Genomic DNA, 13,039 nt, shown 5'->3' with positions numbered 1-13,039 from the left:
GAGTCGCTTTTTGCTGCATGAACATCATCCGCTTCTCCGATCTGTGCGCTCAGGGCAAGGCCCAGGGCCAACGTGTTTTCATCCGCGCCGACCTGAACGTTCCCCTGAACGACGCCGGTGAAATCACCGAAGACACCCGCGTGCGCGCCTCGGTGCCCGCCATCGAAATGGCCCTGAAGGCCGGCGCCGCCGTGATGGTCACCAGCCACCTGGGCCGCCCCACGGAAGGTGAATTCAAGCCCGAAGACTCGCTGGCCGCTGTGGCCAAGCGCCTGTCCGAGCTGCTGGGCCGTGATGTGCCCCTGGTCGCCAACTGGGTGGACGGCGTGCAAGTCGCTCCCGGCCAGGTCGTGCTGCTGGAAAACTGCCGCGTGAACGTGGGCGAGAAGAAGAACAAGCCCGAGCTGGCCCAGAAGATGGCCAAGCTGTGCGACATCTTTGTGAACGACGCGTTTGGCACCGCACACCGCGCCGAAGGCACAACCTACGGCATTGCCGAATACGCCCCCATTGCCTGCGCCGGTCCGCTGCTGTCGGCCGAAATTGACGCACTGAACAAGGCGTTGGCCGCCCCCGCACGCCCGCTGGCCGCCATCGTGGCCGGCTCCAAGGTGTCCACCAAGCTGACCATCCTCAAGTCGCTGGCCGACAAGGTGGACCAGTTGATCGTGGGCGGCGGCATTGCCAACACCTTCATGCTGGCTGCTGGCCTGAAGATCGGTAAGTCTCTGGCCGAGCCCGATCTGGTGGCCGAAGCCAAGGCCGTGATCGACGCCATGGCCGCGCGTGGCGCTGCCGTGCCCGTGCCCACCGATGTGGTCTGCGCCAAGACTTTTGCCGCCGACGCCGTGGCCACCGTCAAGAAGGCCACTGAAGTCGAAGATGACGACATGATTCTGGACATTGGCCCAGAAACTGCTGCCAAGCTGGCCGAGATGCTGAAGAAGGCCGGCACCATCGTCTGGAACGGCCCCGTGGGCGTGTTCGAGTTCGACCAGTTTGCCAACGGCACCAAGGTGGTGGCCCAGGCGATTGCCGAATCCCCCGCTTTCAGCATTGCCGGCGGTGGCGACACCCTGGCCGCCATTGCCAAGTACGGCATCGAAAAAGACGTGGGCTACATCTCCACCGGCGGCGGCGCGTTCCTGGAAGTGCTGGAAGGCAAGAAGCTGCCCGCGTTCGAGATTCTGGAAAAGCGCGCCAACGGCTGATTGGCAGTAAATTTGGTGCTTTCCCTTCATGGATAAAGCGCTTCAAGCTATGAAAAAAGGATCGCTGGGCGATCCTTTTTTCATGATGAGGTGTGTGTTGCGTATGGCCCAGGTCATTGGCGAGAGGGCCAGAGTCGCTTAGCATGCGCGTTGCCAGGCTCAATTTTTTGCCTGGACGGTGATTCTTGTTTATTCATGTCGGGCATGAGCCCGCCTTCTTTGCTGCTTATGTCTGCCTCAACACCTCAGGATCTGTCGGCGCTGATCCAGGCCATGACCTCGTCTGTTGCCTCTGATAACGCGCAAAACTTGCTCACTGCCAGCCAGTGGGAGTTGCTGGCGCCATATCTGGTGCCAGTCAATCTGAGCAGCAGCGAGATTCTGTTTGCCGAAGGCACGCTGGACCGAAACCTCTACATGGTGGAGGCGGGTTCCCTCAGCGTGCACTACCAGGACTCCAAGGAGCGCATCCGCCTTGCACTGGTCGGGCCGGGCTCGCTGGTTGGCGAAGGCGCTTTCTTTGCGCACCGCCCGCGCCGCGCCACGGTGCAGGCGGCGGCGCCCAGTCGGCTCTGGTGCCTGACGGCGCTGCGCTACTCTGAACTGGCCAATCGGCAGCCTGCGCTGGCACTAGCGCTGGTCACCATGGCAGGCCAAGTGCTGGCACGCCGTGCCAGCGATAGCCGCAGGCGCGTGGCCAGCACCTGATTTTGTATTGCAGAATGGTTTTTTCTAGCTCCATTGTGTTTGCTTGAGCTTGATGTATGTCGGACAAACGCTCGTTTTGAGACAAAAACGGCGATAAGACAAGGTGCAGGGTGCAGAATGTGTCATCTTGTAATATTGATGAATAGAGTTCTCTGATGTCCCTGTTTCGATGGTTCTCTCGCTCACCACGCCAAGACAGCGCCCCGGATGTGCCGGTCGCCCCGCGTGGAGCGCGCCATGAGCTAGAGGCAGGTGCCAGCCGCCCTCCCCGCAGTGAAAGATCGGTGCGTCGTGAGCAGCTCTATGGCATGGTGCGCGAAGCCATGGTGCGCGTCGGCATCCTCTCTGCGGGTTACAAGTTCAAGGTACTGTCTCTGGACAGCGGTGGCCAGCGCTTTGTCGTCATGGTCGATCTGGCGCCCGCTTACGCAGCGGATGCCGCCCAGCAAAGAAATATTGAAAACCTGATTGCCGAGCTGGCTCGTTTGCGACTGGGTGTTGTCGTTCACGCGGTTTACTGGCGGGTGAATGGCCAGATTCATGCTGCCCCAGCGCAGGCACCGCAGCACAGTGCGCCTGCCGAGTGGGCTGCGGCGCAGCATGTATCACGCCCGGTTGCTGCAGCCCCTGCTGGCAGCGGGTTCGATCCCATTGATGCGCTGGAAATGGATGCTTTCAAGCAGGCTGTGGCCGCCTCTGGCCCGGCCAGCAGGCCTGCGCCGCTGCGTGCAGCCCGTGGGCCACTGCTGGGCCCGGGCTCGGGTTCCGAAGAGGGCGGGGAATTTGCCGTCTCTGGTCTGGGTTCGCTGGGTGTGACCCAGTACGGCGAGCTGCGTTAAGCCCTTTTCTTCCCCGTTTTGTGACGCTGACTTTGGGGTCAGTGCCCGGCAAAGTCCACCAGTGTGAACAAGGGCAGGCCGCTGTCTCTGAGGTGTTTGGAGCCGCCCAGCTCTGGCAGATCCACAATGGCTGCGCCTTCCACCACCGTGGCGCCCAGCTTTTCCAGCAGCTTCTTGCCCGCCATCATGGTGCCACCTGTGGCAATCAGGTCGTCAATCAGCAGCACGCGGTCGCCGGGTTTTACGGCATCGGTGTGCAGCTCCACTGTTGCGCTGCCGTACTCCAGCTCATAGGTTTCTTCCACTGTGGTGAAAGGCAGCTTGCCTTTTTTGCGGATGGGTACAAAGCCAACGTTGAGTTCATGAGCGATCACCGCACCCAGAATGAAACCGCGTGCATCCAGCCCGGCAACGACATCAGGGCGCAGGTTGCGGTCCATATAGCGGTGCACAAAGGCATCGGTCATCACGCGAAAGACCTTGGGATCCTGCAGCAGCGGGGTGATGTCGCGAAACTGCACGCCGGGAGCCGGCCAGTCCGGCACGGTACGGATATGGTCGCGCAGATAGTCGTTGACGCTGGTGGAGGTATGCATTGCGGTGCCTGAGTCTCGAATGGGGCTGTCAGTGTATTAGCCCGCTTGTCATATGTGCCGGGAAGGGATGTTCAGGCCATGGCTGGCTAAAATCAATGCATGAATTCTGATGCAGCCTCTTCGCCCTCGATCGACGCGCCACGCGCCTTGCACCTGGCCCGTGAAGCCCTGGATATTGAGGCGCAGGCCCTCTACGCCATGTCGGAGCGCCTCAATGGCGACTTTACCGCTGTCGTGCAGCGCATCCTGCAATTGCCGGGGCGCGTGGTCGTCATGGGCATGGGCAAAAGCGGGCATGTAGGGCGCAAAGTGGCGGCCACGCTGGCTTCCACCGGCACGCCGGCATTCTTTGTACACCCTGCAGAAGCCAGCCATGGTGATCTGGGCATGCTGACGCCAGACGATCTGGTGCTGGCCTTGTCCAATAGCGGCGAGACCGATGAGCTGACCGGTGTCTTGTCTCCCATCAAGCGCATGGGCGTGCCGCTGGTGGCGGTCACAGGGGGCTTGCAGTCCACACTGGCAAGGCATGCAGACTGGGTGCTGGACACCCATGTGGCCAAGGAAGCCTGCCCGCTCAATCTGGCGCCTACTGCCAGCACCACCGCGCAACTGGCCATGGGTGATGCGCTGGCCGTAGCGTTGCTGGATGCGCGAGGCTTTGGCGCGGAAGACTTTGCGCGCTCTCACCCCGGCGGCTCTCTGGGTCGGCGCCTGCTGACCCATGTGCGTGATGTGATGCGCAGCGGTGCCGATGTGCCTCATGTAGAGCAGGGCGTGAGCTGTGTGGACCTGATGCGCGAGATGAGCGCCAAGGGGCTGGGCTGCTCGGCCATCGTTGACGGGAACCAGCAATTGCTGGGCATCTTCACCGATGGTGACTTGCGCCGCTGCGTGGAGGCCGGAATGGACCTGCGCCAGGCCCACGCCAAGGATGTCATGCATGCCAACCCTCTGACCATCAAGGCCGATATGCTGGCCGTTGCCGCTGCGCACATGATGGAAGAGCGCGGCGTGACAGCCATTCTGGTGACCGACGAACAGCAGCGCCTGCAGGGCGTGGTGCATATCCGCGATCTGATGCGCGCCAAGGTGATCTGATGCCAAGACCTGCTTTGACCCCTTGCCAGCAATGGGATGCGCAACTGCTGCTTCAGGCGCAGGGCGTGCGCGTGGTGTTTCTGGATGTGGATGGCGTGCTCACGGATGGCGGCCTGTACTTCTCGGCCGAAGGTGAATCGCTCAAGCGCTTTCACACGCTGGATGGTCACGGGCTCAAGATGCTGCAAAAAGCGGGCATTACCCCGGCAGTAGTGACTGGACGCGACTCCGCGCCGCTGCGCTTGCGTCTCAAGCAACTGGGCATAGAGCACGCGCGATTCGGTACCGAGGACAAGGTGCCCGCTGCCGAATCCATTCTGGCTGAGCTGGGCCTGCAGTGGAGTCAGGCCGCCGCCATGGGCGACGACTGGCCCGACCTGCCCATGCTGCGCCGCACCTGCTTTGCGGCAGCGCCCGCCAATGCGCATGAAGAAGTTCTGCACACGGCAGACTGGGTCAGCTCCCGATGTGGGGGCGAGGGCGCGGTGCGCCAGCTTTGCGATCTGCTGCTGGCGGCCAATGGCGCCTATGCAGCTTTGTTGGCGGGGTATGGAACATGATTCAATGGCGCCGCATGAGCGACAAAGCCTCGCTGTATCTGCCTGTGCTCATCATGGGCCTGCTGGCCCTGGGAACCTGGTGGCTGGTGCGCAACGCACCCAAGCCCGTGGCTGATGCGCAGCAAAAAGTCCTCAAGCACGAGCCTGACTACTTTCTCAAGGACTTTGTCATCAAGAGCTTTGAGGCCAATGGGCGCCTGAAAAACCGGCTTGCAGGCAAGACGGGCGAGCACTTTCCAGACACCGATACGATGGAAATTGACGCCCCTCGCATGCTCAGCCTGGCACCCGACGGACGGCGTACCAGAGGCCAGTCTCTGCGCGCCTTGAGCAATGCGGATGGCTCTGAAGTGCAGATGTTTGGCGAAGCCGTGATTCACCGTGAGCCCATGGCGGCTACGGCTGGGCAAAAGGCATTGCCAGCCCTGCAGATCGAGAGCGAATTCCTGCAGATCTGGCCCAATGATGAGCGCGTCAGCACCAACAAGCCCGTCATCATGACGCGCGGCCCGGACAGGTTCACGGGCGACAGCATGCAGTACACCCACCTGGATCAGATTTTGCAGATGCAAGGGCGCGTCAAAGGTGTGATTCAGCCCACAAAGACGCAATGACCGCAAACCCTGCTGCTATCAATTCAAAAGCGCCTCTCGTATATATAACAGGGGCTTCAAGTGGAATTGGGCAGGCAATGGCCCAGTACTACTACGACCGTGGCTGGACACTCGCCTTGGTGGCGCGGCGGGTGCAAGTCATTGAGCAATGGGCAGAGGACAAGCAAATCAGTGCCGGCCGCTACGCGGTTTACCAGGCCGATGTGGCGGACATCGACAGCGCCTGCGCTGCAGGGCAGGCCTGCCTGGAAAAGCAGGGGCTGCCCGATGTCGTGATTGCCAATGCCGGCATCAGCTGGGGGGTGGACACATCACACAAGGAAGATCTGCGGGCCATGCAGCAGGTGCTGGCCAGCAACACAATGGGTCTGGCCGCAAGCTTTCAGCCATTTATCGCACCTATGGTGGCACGTGGTTCGGGGCGTTTAGTGGGTATTGCCAGCGTCGCAGGTATTCGGGGTTTACCGGGCCATGGCGCATATTGCGCAAGCAAGGCGGCTGTGATTGCTTATTGTGAAAGCCTGCGCAATGAGTTGCAGCAATCGGGCATCGCTGTTGTGACCTTATTGCCAGGTTATGTAGATACTCCGCTGACGCGAAATAATCCCTATCCCATGCCATTTTTGATGACGCCGCAGGAATTTGCTATGCGCGCATACCGCGTGATAGAGAGAAATGCACGCTATGCGATTATTCCGTGGCAGATGGGCATTGTTGGCAGAGTCATGCGGCTTTTCCCCGCATTTGTCTGGGATCGCATGGTGGCCGGGCGTAAAGGAAAGCCTCGGCATTTGGGTACTCCAGAATAAGCCGGAAAAAATAAAGGCACCATATGGTGCCTTTATTACTGCAGCGCTGAATTATTCGCCGTGGTTATTGCCACCGCCGCCATAACCGCCGCGGCCGCCGTTACGGGGGCCAGAGCCATAGGGGCTGCGGAAGCCGCCGTCGCCACGGCCATCACCACGACCATAACCGCCGCCACCGCCATCACGGTCGCCGCCACGGCCATAGCCACCACCGCCGCCATATCCACCTTCGCGATTGCCACCGCCGTAGCCGCCTTCGCGGTTACCGCCACCGTAGCCACCGCCTTCATTGCGATAGCCGCCGCCAAAGCCACCAGAGCGAGGAGGACGGGGTTCCATGGGACGTGCTTCATTGACCACCAGGCTGCGACCACCCAGAGGCTGGCCGTTCATGCCCTGAATAGCCGCTTGTGCTTCTGCTTCGCTGCCCATTTCCACAAAGCCGAAGCCCTTGGAGCGGCCGGTGTCGCGTTCCATCATGACACGCGCACTGGTGACTGCACCAAACTGGCCGAATGCCTGCTCCAGGTCATTGTCGCGCACACCATAAGGAAGGTTGCCGACATACAGCTTATTGCCCATTAATAACTCCTAGCTCCTCAATGCTTTCAATATGGCGATCGACTCTGGATGTTCGCAACAAATGCCTATACAAGAGACTTGCCCAAACCCCAAATACCTATTCGCGTGTGAACGGGATTCCCGAATGCGGGATTATGAATCAGAACACTGAAAAAAATAAATGCTCCAAAACACGGAGCTGATAACGTTTAGCAACAAAAAAAGGATCCGAAGATCCTTTTTTGCATTAGCTATATTAAATAACTAATTAATAGCTGTTGCGACGGCCGTAACCGCCACCGTCGCCACGGCCGCCGCCGAAGCCGCCGCCGTCACCACGGCCACCACCGAAGCCGCCGCCGAAGCCGCCGCCGAAGCCGCCGGAACGGGGAGGACGGGGTTCCATGGGGCGTGCTTCGTTCACAACGAGGTCACGGCCGCCACGGTTTTGACCGTGCAGACCTTGGATAGCGGCTTGTGCTTCTGCATCGCTGCCCATTTCCACAAAGCCGAAGCCCTTGGAACGGCCAGTGTCACGCTCCATCATCACCTTAGCGCTGGTGACGATGCCAAATTCGCTGAAGCTGTCTTGCAGATCTTGGTCGCGGAAAGAGTACGGCAGATTGCCGACGTAAAGCTTGTTGCCCATGGTGGACTCCTGAAAAAACTTGAAAACGCGATGGAGCCCTAGGGAGTCAGCCTTCGATGACAACATTAGAGACGCAAACGCACTTGCCCTCATCCAGAAATTGCTCTCTAAACAAAGACTCAAGCATTATGAGTCACAAGAGGCTCGCTCGTATTACGATTGCGTCAAATTTCATGCTTGTAACAACATTCCTCAGATGGGAATTACCCTCAAATACGAAATTTGGAATATCTAAATCTCCTTTTGTCTTACATGGACTAAATGCTAGAATTCACGCCTACTCTTTGGGGAGTAGGCCGTTCGGCAACCATCTGCCGGATGCATGCGTCAACAGACTTGGATCTTTGAGATCTATGGCGTATGCGGCAAGCGCGGTGCAACACCGCTTGTGACTGGCCGAGACCATTGATTGCGTACCGAATAAACCTATGGACAAATAGGCCGGAGTCGGTGCGTGGTCAATGCGTTCTTAGGCGACTCCGGCCTCACCCACATCATGGAAGCCTTTCTCATATCCACCTCCATCGTTGCCCTGGCTGAGATGGGAGACAAGACGCAGTTGCTGTCGCTGGTGCTGGCCGCGAAATACCGCAAACCTTTACCCATTGTTGCGGGCATTTTTGCGGCAACAGTCGTCAACCATGCGCTGGCGGGTGCCGTAGGCAACTGGATCACCACGGTGTTGGGGCCGGATGTGCTGCGCTGGATTCTGGGTATTTCCTTCATCCTGATGGCGGGCTGGATGCTGATTCCCGACAAGCTCGATGACGATGAGGCCGAGAAGGGGCCTGGCCGCTGGGGCGTGTTCGGCACGACGCTGGTGCTGTTCTTTCTGGCGGAGATGGGTGACAAGACGCAGCTGGCCACAGTGGGGCTGGCGGCCAAGTACCCGCTGTCTTATTACTGGGTGGTGGCCGGTACGACGCTGGGCATGATGCTGGCCAATGCGCCGGTGGTGTGGTTTGGCGACAAGATCACCAAGCGCCTGCCGATCAAGACGATTCACCGTGTGTGTGCCGTGATTTTCCTGGTGCTGGGCATAGCAGCCTTGGTAACCAAGGTTTGATGCTATTGAAAATATAGCTGCTGACGCTTGATTTTCATGGGCTTGAGTGCTGCAGCCATCTCAATCTGAGTGGGGTGCGGTGGATGGAGTACACTGCACTTTCACGCGCCGATTTGCCAAAGCTTGCGGGCGCTTTATAAATCCAGCTAAAGACCCGTCCGCGAAGTGACAGTACACCGACCCGGCCTCGTTTTTAGCGATGCCGGGTTTTTTCATATGTCCTTCATCGCCACACCGCAGTTCATGCATTTTGATGAGGCGCTGCCCTTGCAGGGTGGTGGCTCCATCGCCAATTACGACCTCGCTTTCGAGACCTATGGCCAGCTCAATGCCGACAAGAGCAACGCCATCGTGGTCTGCCATGCGCTCAATGCGTCCCACCACGTTGCCGGTAGCTACGAGGGCCAGCCCAAGAGCGAGGGCTGGTGGGACAACATGATTGGCCCGGGCAAGGCGGTTGATACCAACAAGTTCTTTGTCATTGGCATCAACAACCTGGGCTCCTGTTTCGGCTCGACCGGCCCCATGCACACCAACCCGGCCACGGGCAAACCGTATGGCGCAGACTTCCCTGTCGTGACGGTGGAAGACTGGGTGGATGCACAGGCGCGTTTGCTTGACCGTCTGGGCATTCAGAAGCTGGCGGCCGTGCTGGGCGGCAGTCTGGGCGGCATGCAGGCGCTGTCCTGGTCGCTGCGCTACCCCGAGCGCATGGCCCACGCCGTGGTGGTGGCCAGTGCGCCCAACCTGAACGCCGAGAACATTGCCTTCAACGAGGTGGCACGCCGTGCCATCGTGACGGACCCGGACTTCAACGGCGGTCATTTTTATGAGCACGGCGTGGTGCCTGCACGCGGCCTGCGCATTGCGCGAATGATTGGCCATATCACCTATCTGAGCGACGACGTGATGAACCAGAAGTTCGGCCGTCAGCTGCGTGATGGCATGGACCTCAAGTACAGCACGCAGGATGTGGAGTTCGAAATTGAGAGCTATCTGCGCTACCAGGGCGAGAAGTTCAGCGGCTATTTCGATGCCAACACCTATCTGCTCATCACCCGTGCGCTGGATTACTTTGACCCGGCCCGCAACCACGGAGGCGACCTGACCCAGGCGCTGGCAGTGGCCAAGGCCAAGTACCTGCTGGTGAGTTTTACGACGGACTGGCGCTTTGCCCCAGATCGCAGCCGGGAGATCGTCAAATCGCTGCTGGAAAACAATCGCGACGTGAGCTATGCCGAGATCGATGCGCCGCACGGACATGATGCGTTTTTGCTCGACGACCCGCGTTATATGGGCGTGATGCGCTCCTATTTTGAGGGCATTGCCAAAGAACTGAACACCACCCAACGCGCAGGAGAAGTCGCATGACCGAGCTGACCACCATGAAAGCCATTGCCCAGCTGGTGCCCCAGGGCTCGCGCGTGCTGGACTTGGGTTGCGGCGACGGCGCGTTGCTCGAGCATCTGGTGCGCGAGCGCGGCTGTACGGGCTACGGTGTGGAACTGGACGACGCCAATGTGCTGGCCTGCACGCGGCGCGGCGTGAACGTGCTGCAGCTCAATCTGGAAGACGGTCTGGCCATCTTCGGCGACAACAGCTTTGATGTGGTGCTGCAGATCGACACGCTGCAGCATCTGCGCAATGCCGAGGTGATGCTGCAGGAGACGGCCCGCATCGGCAAACAGGGCGTGGTGGCCTTCCCCAATTTTGCGCACTGGCACAACCGCTTGTCCGTGCTGAGGGGGCGCATGCCGGTCACGCGCCGCCTGCCCTACCAGTGGTACGACACACCGAATATTCGCGTGGGCACGTACAAGGACTTTGAGGTGCTGGCCACCAAGAACCGCCTGCGCATTCTCGACTCCTTCGGTCTGCAGGGCGGAGAAGTGGTGCGCAGCCTGCCCAATCTGATGGCAACCACAGCGGTCTTTCACTTCGAGCACGCCTGATTTGCTATTGATTGAGAAGCTTGTTGCGCTGGTTTATTAAGCATTTGAGATGAAAAACACCATCAAATGCTTGAATGAAGGGCGCAGCAAGCTCTGATTCTGGAAGCGGGTTCACACTGCAGATCCGCGCAGACCCGCTGAATTCACCACCGCAGCCATGGATGGCAAGGCTGCCGCACAATGCGGGCATGACCAGAATCGCGCAGCGGCGCTGCGCACAGCCTCTGAAGGAGTCGCACCGTGAATGCTCGAATCTCTCCCCAATCGCTGCAGCCAGAACAGGCTTTGCGTGAAATCAGCCAAGTCTGGGATCAGAGCATCGTCCCTGAGCTGACGAACTACATCGCCATCCCCGCCAAATCGCCCATGTTTGCGCCCGACTGGGAGCAGCAGGGCTATATCGCCACCGTGGTGCGCAATGCCGCCGCCTGGGTGGAGGCGCAAAAGGTCGAAGGCCTGAAGCTGGAAGTGATTCAGCAGCCGGGCCGCACGCCGCTGATCTTTTTTGAAGTGGCTGGCACGGCTGAAAAATCGGCCACCGCCCCTACGGTGCTGATGTATGGGCACCTGGACAAGCAACCCGAATTTGAAGGCTGGCGCAGCGACCTGGGCCCGTGGACACCCAAGTACGAAGACGGCAAGCTCTATGGCCGTGGCGGCGCCGACGACGGCTATGCGGTGTACGCCAGCATTGCCGCCATTCAGGAGCTCAAGCGCCAGAAGGTGGCGCACCCGCGCATCGTGGGCATCATCGAAACCTGCGAGGAAAGCGGCTCTGCCGACCTGCTGCCCTATATCGAGCTGCTGCGACCGCGTCTGGGCGATGTGGGTCTGGTCATCTGCCTTGACAGCGGTGCAGGCAACTACGACCAGCTGTGGCTGACCACCAGCCTGCGCGGCATGGCCAGCGGCACGCTGAAGGTGCAGATTCTGACCGAAGGCGTGCACTCAGGTGATGCCTCGGGTGTCGTGCCCTCGTCGTTTCGCATCATGCGCCAGGTGCTGGACCGCCTGGAAGACAGCAAGAACGGACGCCTGCTGCCGCAGAGCTTTCACTGCGAGGTGCCGGCAGAGCGCATGACGCAGATCCGCGCCACGGCGCAGATATTGGGCGAGGACGCCTATGCCCGCTTCCCCTGGGCGCACTATGACTGCGGCGGCTCGGCCCGCATTTCGCTGCCCACCACCACCGACCCGGTCGAAGCGCTGGTGCGCCGCACCTGGGAGCCCACGCTGAGCGTAACCGGTGTGGACGGCATCCCCAATCTGCAAAACGCGGGCAATGTGCTGCGCCCTTACACGGCCTTCAAGCTCAGCCTGCGCCTGCCCCCGCTGGTGGACGCTGCAGCCTGCGTGCAGGAAATGAAGGCGCTGCTGGAAGACAACGCGCCTTATGAAGCCAGGGTGACCTGGGAAGGCATGTCCAGCTCCAGCGGCTGGAATGCGCCGGGCATGGACCACTGGTTTGAAAACGCGCTCAACGCCGCCAGCCAGACCCACTTTGGCGCGGGCTGTGGCTATATCGGCCAGGGCGGCACGATTCCGCTGATGAACCAGCTGAGCCAGGGCTTTCCCAAGGCGCAAATGATGGTCTGCGGCGTGCTTGGCCCCAAGAGCAATGCCCATGGCCCGAATGAGTTTCTGCATGTGCCTTATGCCAAGAAGCTCACGGCCAGCGTGGCCGAGGTGATTGCGGCCATGGCGCGCAACCAGCAAGCGGAGCAAGCAGACCCGGCACAGGCTTGATGGGGTTTTAAGTCAAATCAGCTGCAATCGCTTGATGGATAAGCGCTTGCAGCTATTTTTTTGATATCAACTAGGAAGGGTAGTCATGGAACTGAATCTGCCTGCCGAGCTGCTGCAGTCGCTGGAGCGTGAAGCACAGGACGCTGGCCGCAGCCTCAACGAGCATCTGGTGCAAAAACTGGAAGCCATCACCCCGCCAGTGGAAACCATGGATAAAGCGGCCCTCAAGCGCGGCTTGCCTCAACTGGTGGACTTTTTGAAGCGCTTGCCCGGCGTGCAGCTGTTGTCGTCGCAGGTGACGGCGGATGCTTTCTGGTGGGTCAAGCTTCGGATTGATCTGCGCCACCCGCTGGCCTGGAGCGTGGTGCAGGAGCTGGGCCATGTGCTCAATGATGTCTCGGTCAGCGAAAAGCTGCCCACGGTGTTCAAGCCCGTATCGCCACCGCCCTATCTGAATGGTGGCCCGCACGAGTTTCTGTGCTGGGTGATTGAGTCTGAGTACAACTACATCGACCCGGCGTGGATTGCCGAGGAGCTGCAAAACCGTATGCCACCGCCCGGTGGACGATCTGGCGCAGTGGAATGATGACGCTGCTGAAGACGTCTGAGTGCCACCCGCCGGGTTGA

Annotated in this window: 15 protein-coding genes; 12 read left to right on the top strand and 3 right to left on the bottom strand. The window is 60.0% G+C overall.

The genetic code is table 11. The features are described 5' to 3' along the window. Window positions 1-17: 17 nt before the first annotated feature. The 3 genes from JDW18_RS22110 (at window position 18) to JDW18_RS22100 (ending at window position 2,758) form a co-directional block, all read left to right on the top strand. Window positions 18-1,211, top strand: a complete 1,194-nt coding sequence (locus JDW18_RS22110; RefSeq protein ID WP_218241722.1) for a phosphoglycerate kinase — start codon at window positions 18-20, stop codon at window positions 1,209-1,211. 228 nt (window positions 1,212-1,439) lie between these two features. Then, on the top strand, window positions 1,440-1,919 hold the full coding sequence (locus JDW18_RS22105) for a Crp/Fnr family transcriptional regulator (protein ID WP_218241721.1): 480 nt from the start codon (window positions 1,440-1,442) through the stop codon (window positions 1,917-1,919). Window positions 1,920-2,074: 155 nt separating this feature from the next. Beyond that, window positions 2,075-2,758 (top strand): hypothetical protein, encoded by a 684-nt coding sequence (locus JDW18_RS22100; protein ID WP_218241720.1) that lies wholly within the window; start codon window positions 2,075-2,077, stop codon window positions 2,756-2,758. Window positions 2,759-2,796: 38 nt separating this feature from the next. Here the strand turns inward: JDW18_RS22100 and JDW18_RS22095 are convergent, their stop codons facing one another. Then, window positions 2,797-3,354: an adenine phosphoribosyltransferase gene (locus JDW18_RS22095; RefSeq protein ID WP_218241719.1), complete on the bottom strand. Its 558-nt coding sequence runs from the start codon at window positions 3,352-3,354 to the stop codon at window positions 2,797-2,799. A 99-nt stretch (window positions 3,355-3,453) separates the two neighbouring features. On the opposite strand from JDW18_RS22095, the gene JDW18_RS22090 reads away from it, so the two are divergent. The 4 genes from JDW18_RS22090 (at window position 3,454) to JDW18_RS22075 (ending at window position 6,438) form a co-directional block, all read left to right on the top strand. Next, window positions 3,454-4,455 carry a KpsF/GutQ family sugar-phosphate isomerase gene (locus JDW18_RS22090; RefSeq protein ID WP_218241718.1) on the top strand — a complete coding sequence of 334 codons (1,002 nt, stop codon included), beginning with the start codon at window positions 3,454-3,456 and terminating at the stop codon, window positions 4,453-4,455. Beyond that, window positions 4,455-5,015 (top strand): KdsC family phosphatase, encoded by a 561-nt coding sequence (locus tag JDW18_RS22085; RefSeq protein WP_218241717.1) that lies wholly within the window; start codon window positions 4,455-4,457, stop codon window positions 5,013-5,015. The genes JDW18_RS22090 and JDW18_RS22085 overlap by 1 nt, the downstream gene beginning before the upstream one ends. Then, the gene (gene lptC, locus JDW18_RS22080) at window positions 5,012-5,629 is read left to right on the top strand and encodes an LPS export ABC transporter periplasmic protein LptC (RefSeq protein ID WP_218241716.1); all 618 of its coding nucleotides are present in this window, start codon (window positions 5,012-5,014) and stop codon (window positions 5,627-5,629) included. Before JDW18_RS22085 ends, lptC begins: the two co-directional genes overlap by 4 nt. A gap of 77 nt (window positions 5,630-5,706) precedes the next feature. After that, window positions 5,707-6,438 carry an SDR family oxidoreductase gene (locus JDW18_RS22075; RefSeq protein WP_246610178.1) on the top strand — a complete coding sequence of 244 codons (732 nt, stop codon included), beginning with the start codon at window positions 5,707-5,709 and terminating at the stop codon, window positions 6,436-6,438. 51 nt (window positions 6,439-6,489) lie between these two features. On the opposite strand, the gene JDW18_RS22070 is transcribed toward JDW18_RS22075, so the two are convergent. Further along, complete coding sequence (locus JDW18_RS22070) at window positions 6,490-7,020, bottom strand: RNA recognition motif domain-containing protein (RefSeq protein WP_218241714.1); 531 nt, start codon at window positions 7,018-7,020, stop codon at window positions 6,490-6,492. Between the two features lie 247 nt (window positions 7,021-7,267). Beyond that, window positions 7,268-7,648 carry an RNA recognition motif domain-containing protein gene (locus JDW18_RS22065; RefSeq protein ID WP_218241713.1) on the bottom strand — a complete coding sequence of 127 codons (381 nt, stop codon included), beginning with the start codon at window positions 7,646-7,648 and terminating at the stop codon, window positions 7,268-7,270. Window positions 7,649-8,144: 496 nt separating this feature from the next. Between JDW18_RS22065 and JDW18_RS22060 the strand changes: the two genes are divergently transcribed. From JDW18_RS22060 to JDW18_RS22040, 5 genes are all read left to right on the top strand, one after another. Beyond that, the gene (locus JDW18_RS22060; protein WP_218244029.1) at window positions 8,145-8,714 is read left to right on the top strand and encodes a TMEM165/GDT1 family protein; all 570 of its coding nucleotides are present in this window, start codon (window positions 8,145-8,147) and stop codon (window positions 8,712-8,714) included. 216 nt (window positions 8,715-8,930) lie between these two features. Beyond that, the gene (gene metX, locus JDW18_RS22055; protein ID WP_218241712.1) at window positions 8,931-10,085 is read left to right on the top strand and encodes a homoserine O-succinyltransferase MetX; all 1,155 of its coding nucleotides are present in this window, start codon (window positions 8,931-8,933) and stop codon (window positions 10,083-10,085) included. Continuing rightward, window positions 10,082-10,666 (top strand): methionine biosynthesis protein MetW, encoded by a 585-nt coding sequence (gene metW, locus JDW18_RS22050; RefSeq protein WP_218241711.1) that lies wholly within the window; start codon window positions 10,082-10,084, stop codon window positions 10,664-10,666. Before metX ends, metW begins: the two co-directional genes overlap by 4 nt. Window positions 10,667-10,906: 240 nt before the next feature. Then, window positions 10,907-12,412 carry a M20 family metallopeptidase gene (locus tag JDW18_RS22045; protein WP_218241710.1) on the top strand — a complete coding sequence of 502 codons (1,506 nt, stop codon included), beginning with the start codon at window positions 10,907-10,909 and terminating at the stop codon, window positions 12,410-12,412. An 85-nt stretch (window positions 12,413-12,497) separates the two neighbouring features. Further along, entirely contained in the window at window positions 12,498-12,998 is a 501-nt protein-coding gene (locus JDW18_RS22040; RefSeq protein WP_246610176.1) for a hypothetical protein, read from the top strand. Window positions 12,999-13,039: the final 41 nt, after the last annotated feature.

The organism is Comamonas fluminis (genome assembly GCF_019186805.1).
GTDB classification, from domain to species: domain Bacteria; phylum Pseudomonadota; class Gammaproteobacteria; order Burkholderiales; family Burkholderiaceae_C; genus Comamonas; species Comamonas fluminis.
This window is presented reverse-complemented; position numbering and strand designations above follow the sequence as displayed.

Coding starts and splice junctions, on each gene's coding strand:
- JDW18_RS22040 (WP_246610176.1), top strand. CDS start 12,498: ATGGAACTGAATCTGCCTGCCGAGCTGCTGCAGTCGCTGGAGCGTGAA.
- JDW18_RS22060 (WP_218244029.1), top strand. CDS start 8,145: ATGGAAGCCTTTCTCATATCCACCTCCATCGTTGCCCTGGCTGAGATG.
- JDW18_RS22090 (WP_218241718.1), top strand. CDS start 3,454: ATGAATTCTGATGCAGCCTCTTCGCCCTCGATCGACGCGCCACGCGCC.
- JDW18_RS22065 (WP_218241713.1), bottom strand. CDS start 7,648: ATGGGCAACAAGCTTTACGTCGGCAATCTGCCGTACTCTTTCCGCGAC.
- JDW18_RS22095 (WP_218241719.1), bottom strand. CDS start 3,354: ATGCATACCTCCACCAGCGTCAACGACTATCTGCGCGACCATATCCGT.
- lptC (WP_218241716.1), top strand. CDS start 5,012: ATGATTCAATGGCGCCGCATGAGCGACAAAGCCTCGCTGTATCTGCCT.
- JDW18_RS22110 (WP_218241722.1), top strand. CDS start 18: ATGAACATCATCCGCTTCTCCGATCTGTGCGCTCAGGGCAAGGCCCAG.
- JDW18_RS22085 (WP_218241717.1), top strand. CDS start 4,455: ATGCCAAGACCTGCTTTGACCCCTTGCCAGCAATGGGATGCGCAACTG.
- JDW18_RS22075 (WP_246610178.1), top strand. CDS start 5,707: ATGGCCCAGTACTACTACGACCGTGGCTGGACACTCGCCTTGGTGGCG.
- JDW18_RS22070 (WP_218241714.1), bottom strand. CDS start 7,020: ATGGGCAATAAGCTGTATGTCGGCAACCTTCCTTATGGTGTGCGCGAC.
- metX (WP_218241712.1), top strand. CDS start 8,931: ATGTCCTTCATCGCCACACCGCAGTTCATGCATTTTGATGAGGCGCTG.
- JDW18_RS22105 (WP_218241721.1), top strand. CDS start 1,440: ATGTCTGCCTCAACACCTCAGGATCTGTCGGCGCTGATCCAGGCCATG.
- JDW18_RS22100 (WP_218241720.1), top strand. CDS start 2,075: ATGTCCCTGTTTCGATGGTTCTCTCGCTCACCACGCCAAGACAGCGCC.
- metW (WP_218241711.1), top strand. CDS start 10,082: ATGACCGAGCTGACCACCATGAAAGCCATTGCCCAGCTGGTGCCCCAG.